5 protein-coding genes are annotated in these 4,507 nt (G+C 42.2%); all 5 read right to left on the bottom strand.

Going from position 1 to position 4,507, the window contains the following annotated elements; genetic code table 11:
- Positions 1 to 52 precede the first annotated feature (52 nt).
- The gene (locus tag CXF58_RS14115) at positions 53 to 331 is read right to left on the bottom strand and encodes a DUF5676 family membrane protein (RefSeq protein ID WP_102076292.1); all 279 of its coding nucleotides are present in this window, start codon (positions 329 to 331) and stop codon (positions 53 to 55) included.
- 112 nt (positions 332 to 443) lie between these two features.
- Positions 444 to 1,097: a methyltransferase family protein gene (locus CXF58_RS00900; RefSeq protein WP_068037334.1), complete on the bottom strand. Its 654-nt coding sequence runs from the start codon at positions 1,095 to 1,097 to the stop codon at positions 444 to 446.
- 129 nt (positions 1,098 to 1,226) lie between these two features.
- Entirely contained in the window at positions 1,227 to 2,570 is a 1,344-nt protein-coding gene (locus tag CXF58_RS00895) for an APC family permease (protein WP_068037337.1), read from the bottom strand.
- 145 nt (positions 2,571 to 2,715) lie between these two features.
- Positions 2,716 to 3,192: a DUF305 domain-containing protein gene (locus CXF58_RS00890; protein ID WP_037059145.1), complete on the bottom strand. Its 477-nt coding sequence runs from the start codon at positions 3,190 to 3,192 to the stop codon at positions 2,716 to 2,718.
- Positions 3,193 to 3,287: 95 nt separating this feature from the next.
- A complete protein-coding gene (locus CXF58_RS00885) occupies positions 3,288 to 4,448 on the bottom strand; it encodes a copper resistance protein B (protein WP_102076290.1) in 1,161 nt (386 codons plus the stop codon).
- Between the last annotated feature and the right edge of the window lie 59 nt (positions 4,449 to 4,507).

Below are 4,507 nucleotides of genomic sequence, written 5' to 3'. Positions count from 1 at the left end.
TAATTTTTACTCGAACCGAAGAGGTTTACTGACTGTTAATATATCAATATCTTTAGCGCACTTTGGCGAACCAACGATATAGTGGCACGAACAAGATGGCGAAATACCAACCGTAAAGATATGATTCTACAAGTCCAATTAGAAAACCTGTCCATGTTAACCACTCAAAGCCAGGTAGTAGAGGTGCCCAAGCTTCTTGCATCGCTATCTGTTCGGGTGCGAGTAAACCAAACCCTATGCATAATAGATAACTAATAAGTAGAAACAACGATACACTATTGCCAACAGGGGCAATCCTTAAAGTACTTGTTGTTAAGTTTGATTTGACCATCTTAGTAATCCTCACTATTGTATGATGTGGTTCAAGCTCAAGATAACCAATCGTATCTAACCATGCTAACTCTAAGGATTTGTATGAATTAAAGCTTTATCCTGTATTGATATTACTTTTTAACTCGTGCGGCGGCGGCAAGTTGACGCCATTGACCCCATTGAGGAATAAACATTGGCACTTGCTGTTTGTAAGCAAGGTAGTCTTTACCAAACTCTTCAAACATATGCCGTTCCTCACGTCGAGCTAACCATGTGTATACAAGCACAATCACTGGAAACAGACCGATTGAAAACAGAGTTGGCCAATGCACCACACCCTCACCGAACAGTGCAATAAACAACCCGGTGTACTGAGGATGACGTACGTAGGCATAGAGTCCATCAGTTACTAAACGATTTTCCCCTCGTGCTTTGTGGACTTGGCGCCAACCTTGAGCAAAAAGACCGACTCCTAAAAATGCAATAGCATAGCCGAGTAGCATTGAGATCATCATGCCTGTCTCACCTAAACCAACAAGGGTCGACCATAAGCTAGCGCTGACATATTGGCTGTCCAAACCAAAAAACCGTACTAATAAATATATAGTGAGCGGAAAGCCATACATTTCTGCGTAAAGTGCAATAATGAAAGCCTGAACTACACCAGCACCCGCCCATTCACGCCAGTTCTTTGGTGCGAAATAACGGTAAAAGAACCAAGAAATCAGAACAATAACAATTAGTGCGAGACCCCAAGTTCCAGCGTGATTAAATGACTCATTCATAGCTTACTTTCCCTGTTGTCTTTATGAATATCGTATTGCATGAAATCAATTCTTGAAGATAGTAAGCAGACGCTTAAATCTATGCAATTTTTAACCAAACAATTTTCTGTAAACTCTTTGATGTTACTGTCAATGATGGTCTGCAAGCGTATCTTTTTCGATAGCTTTTTTCCTCGCTGAAGATTTCAGGTAAACCTGCTCAGCCACAGCAATCACTACAATAGTGACGACTGCTACGCCAAGTACGAATGGATCTGAGTTTAGTTTAATCCAGACAAAACCGCCGAGAACCAACAGGTCAAGAAGTATGGCCACTATAGGCACCCACATCACCGCCTTTATATCCTGACGAAGGTATCGCAAAACACCCCAATGAATGGCGATATCCATAATTAGATAGAAAACAATGCCAAGCGCTGCAATTCGTGATAAGTCAAATAACGTCGTAAAAGCTAAACCCAACACCACAGTATAGACCAACGTATGTTTTTGAACGCTTCCCGGCATTCCCAAATGACGATGAGGCACCAGCTTCATCTCAGTCAACATAGCAAGCATACGAGAGACTGCGAAGATGCTAGCAAGGAGGCCGCCAGCGGTAGCTACCATTGCGATTGCAACTGTGAACCATAGACCATAGTCGCCAAGTGCTGGGCGTGCGGCGGCAGCCAAGGAGTAATCTTTAGTTTCGATGATTTCGGCAAGAGATAGATTACTAGACACCGCGAAACCGACTAGAGTGTAAATAACTACGCATATTGCGATTGATATTACAATGGCACGGCCGACGTTGCGATGAGGATTTTTTACTTCCGAGCCACTGTTGGTAATCGTGGTAAAGCCTTTAAATGCCAGTATGCCTAGCGCCGTTGCGCCAAGAAAGTCACCAACAGTATTAGTGTCATCTAATGTAGAAGAATCAACTGCAAAGCTATCAGCTAGCCAGATACCAACCAACCCGAATATAAGAATACCGACAATTTTTATAATACCGATAACCGATGCAACCCCCTGAATCCAACGATTACCAAGTAAATTGATAAAGAACGCAGCAAGAATAAGCGCGGCGCCAAGGATGGATACCATGCGACCGCTGTCATCGCCACCGAATAACTGCATAGTGTATGACCCGAACGTCCGGGCCAAAAAGCTCTGCGCTATAACCATGGAGAAATACATCAGCAGGGCATTAAATCCAGTCGGTAAACGATCTCCGTATGCCTGATGCAGGTACATTGCAACACCGCCAGCCGACGGGTAAGCGTTAGAGATTTTGATATAAGAATAGGCACTAAAAGAAACAACGATTGCGGCGGCTAGAAAAGCAAGTGGGAAAAGCGAACCCGTCATCTGAGCCATCTGACCGGTCAGAGCGAAAATACCAGCACCGATCATGACACCGGTACCTAGCATAACTGTTCCTGATAATGTCAAACTATCCTTCTGATAGCGAGTCGTTCTATCTTGCTTCATACTTATTCGACCTTAATCTATTTCTTCGTAGAACTTCAGTTTTACAGGTTATTTTTGAAGTAAGGAGTAGGTATAGTTAGAATTAAAAGACGCGATATAGTAAATAGTTTTTAAAGAAGAGCTTACTTATTGGTATCATAATATATTATTCCAACTCATCAATAAGTGCTTGCATCTCACCGATTTCACGCTTTTGTGCTTCGATAATGTCATCAGCAAGCTGACGTACACGTGGATCTTCGATATCAGCACGCGAACTGGTCAAAATAGCAATCGAGTGATGCGGTATCATCGCCTGCATCCAATCCACTTGATCGACCGTTTGTTGTGATCTAACGCCCCATAAACCAAAGGCAAATAGCACGACACTAATCCCATAAACCATTAGATTGACCTTAGTCTTTTTATACATATTGGTCATAAAGGCGAGCATAATAATAGCCATCATAGCGCCCATATATAACGCCATATAAGCTCTGGTTTCGCTAAAATAAACGTGATCCCATTGATAAGTATTAAAATACATCATGATAAACATCACGACTGTCGATGTTAAAATCATGATTGTGAACTTTACATAAGGGTTCATTTGCTTCTGTTTATTATCCATATGGTTATTCATATTCTTGTCCTTAATTTAGTAAAAAGGCACCTAAATAAAGAGGTGTCTTTTTTTAGAGCTAGTGTTATAAACTGTTGTTACTTACATGGTTAACACTAGAACCAAAATTTCACACCAGCTGTAACGCTACTAGAATCAACAGCTTCGTCTTCTTGACGTCGCAAATCTCTTGCGTTGCCTAAAGCGGTCTCATAGCTGATACCCACATAAGGCGCGAGCTGACGACTTAACATCTCGTAAGTAAGCCTAACGTCAGCCCCAAACTCATTAAAGCCTTTAGTAATATGGTTATCTGTATCATCTTTGCTAAATGCCGTCAGCTCTACTTCTGGAATCACTACCCAATGTTGATCTAAGCGCCACTCATACTCCGCACCTAGATCTAGACGAACTTGCCCATCAGTATATAAATAAGCTCTAGCATCGGTTTCGATGAAGTAAGGTGCAGTGCCTGCAATACCAGCCATCACGGCAGATTTATCATTTTCGGTATCATAAGCAACACCGGCTTCCCCATTCCAAAAAATACTAAGTGGCTTCCAGTAAGATAGTGAGGTTAAGCTATCAATTTCTTTATCATCTTTAGTTTGGATACTACCTTCGCTACGTAGCGTTACGCGGTTGCTGTCTGTACCGTACCACGTATCAAACTCATAATTGATTTGATCATCGTCAAATTGATAGCCCAAATCGTCTACTGATACGCCCCATAACGGTAAGCTATCCATCATCACAGGCTTACCAAAGCGACCATAGGGAACACCGTTCGAGTAGTCAGGACTGCGAGCATCAGCTGGAGCTTTACCACCTTGCATACCTGACATATCCATACTGCCATGGTCCATGCCTGACATATCCATACTGCCATGGTCCATGCCTGACATATCCATGCCACTATGATCCATATCTGACATGTCACCTGACATATCCATACCACTGTGATCCATATCCGACATATCGCCTGACATATCCATACCACTATGATCCATATCCGACATATCGCCTGACATATCCATGCCACTATGGTCCATATCTGACATATTGCCCGACATATCCATGCTGCTGTGATCCATATCTGACATATCCATACCAGACATGTCCATGCTGCTGTGATCCATATCTGACATATCCATACCAGACATGTCCATACTGCCATGATCCATGTTCGACATCTCAGCAGCGTTTGCTAAAGGTGACATTAGTAGCATCAAAGATGACATGCCAATAAACGGTAGACCTACTTTATATATTTTCATAATAAGGCTCATATTCGAAGGTTTATTAAACAACGGCAACTTCTCTAAACATCCCTACA

Origin of the sequence: Psychrobacter sp. Sarcosine-02u-2 (assembly GCF_002836335.1) — a bacterium.
In the GTDB taxonomy this organism is placed as follows: domain Bacteria; phylum Pseudomonadota; class Gammaproteobacteria; order Pseudomonadales; family Moraxellaceae; genus Psychrobacter; species Psychrobacter faecalis.
Note: the sequence above shows the minus strand (reverse complement) of the source record. Positions and strands in the feature narration are given on the sequence as shown.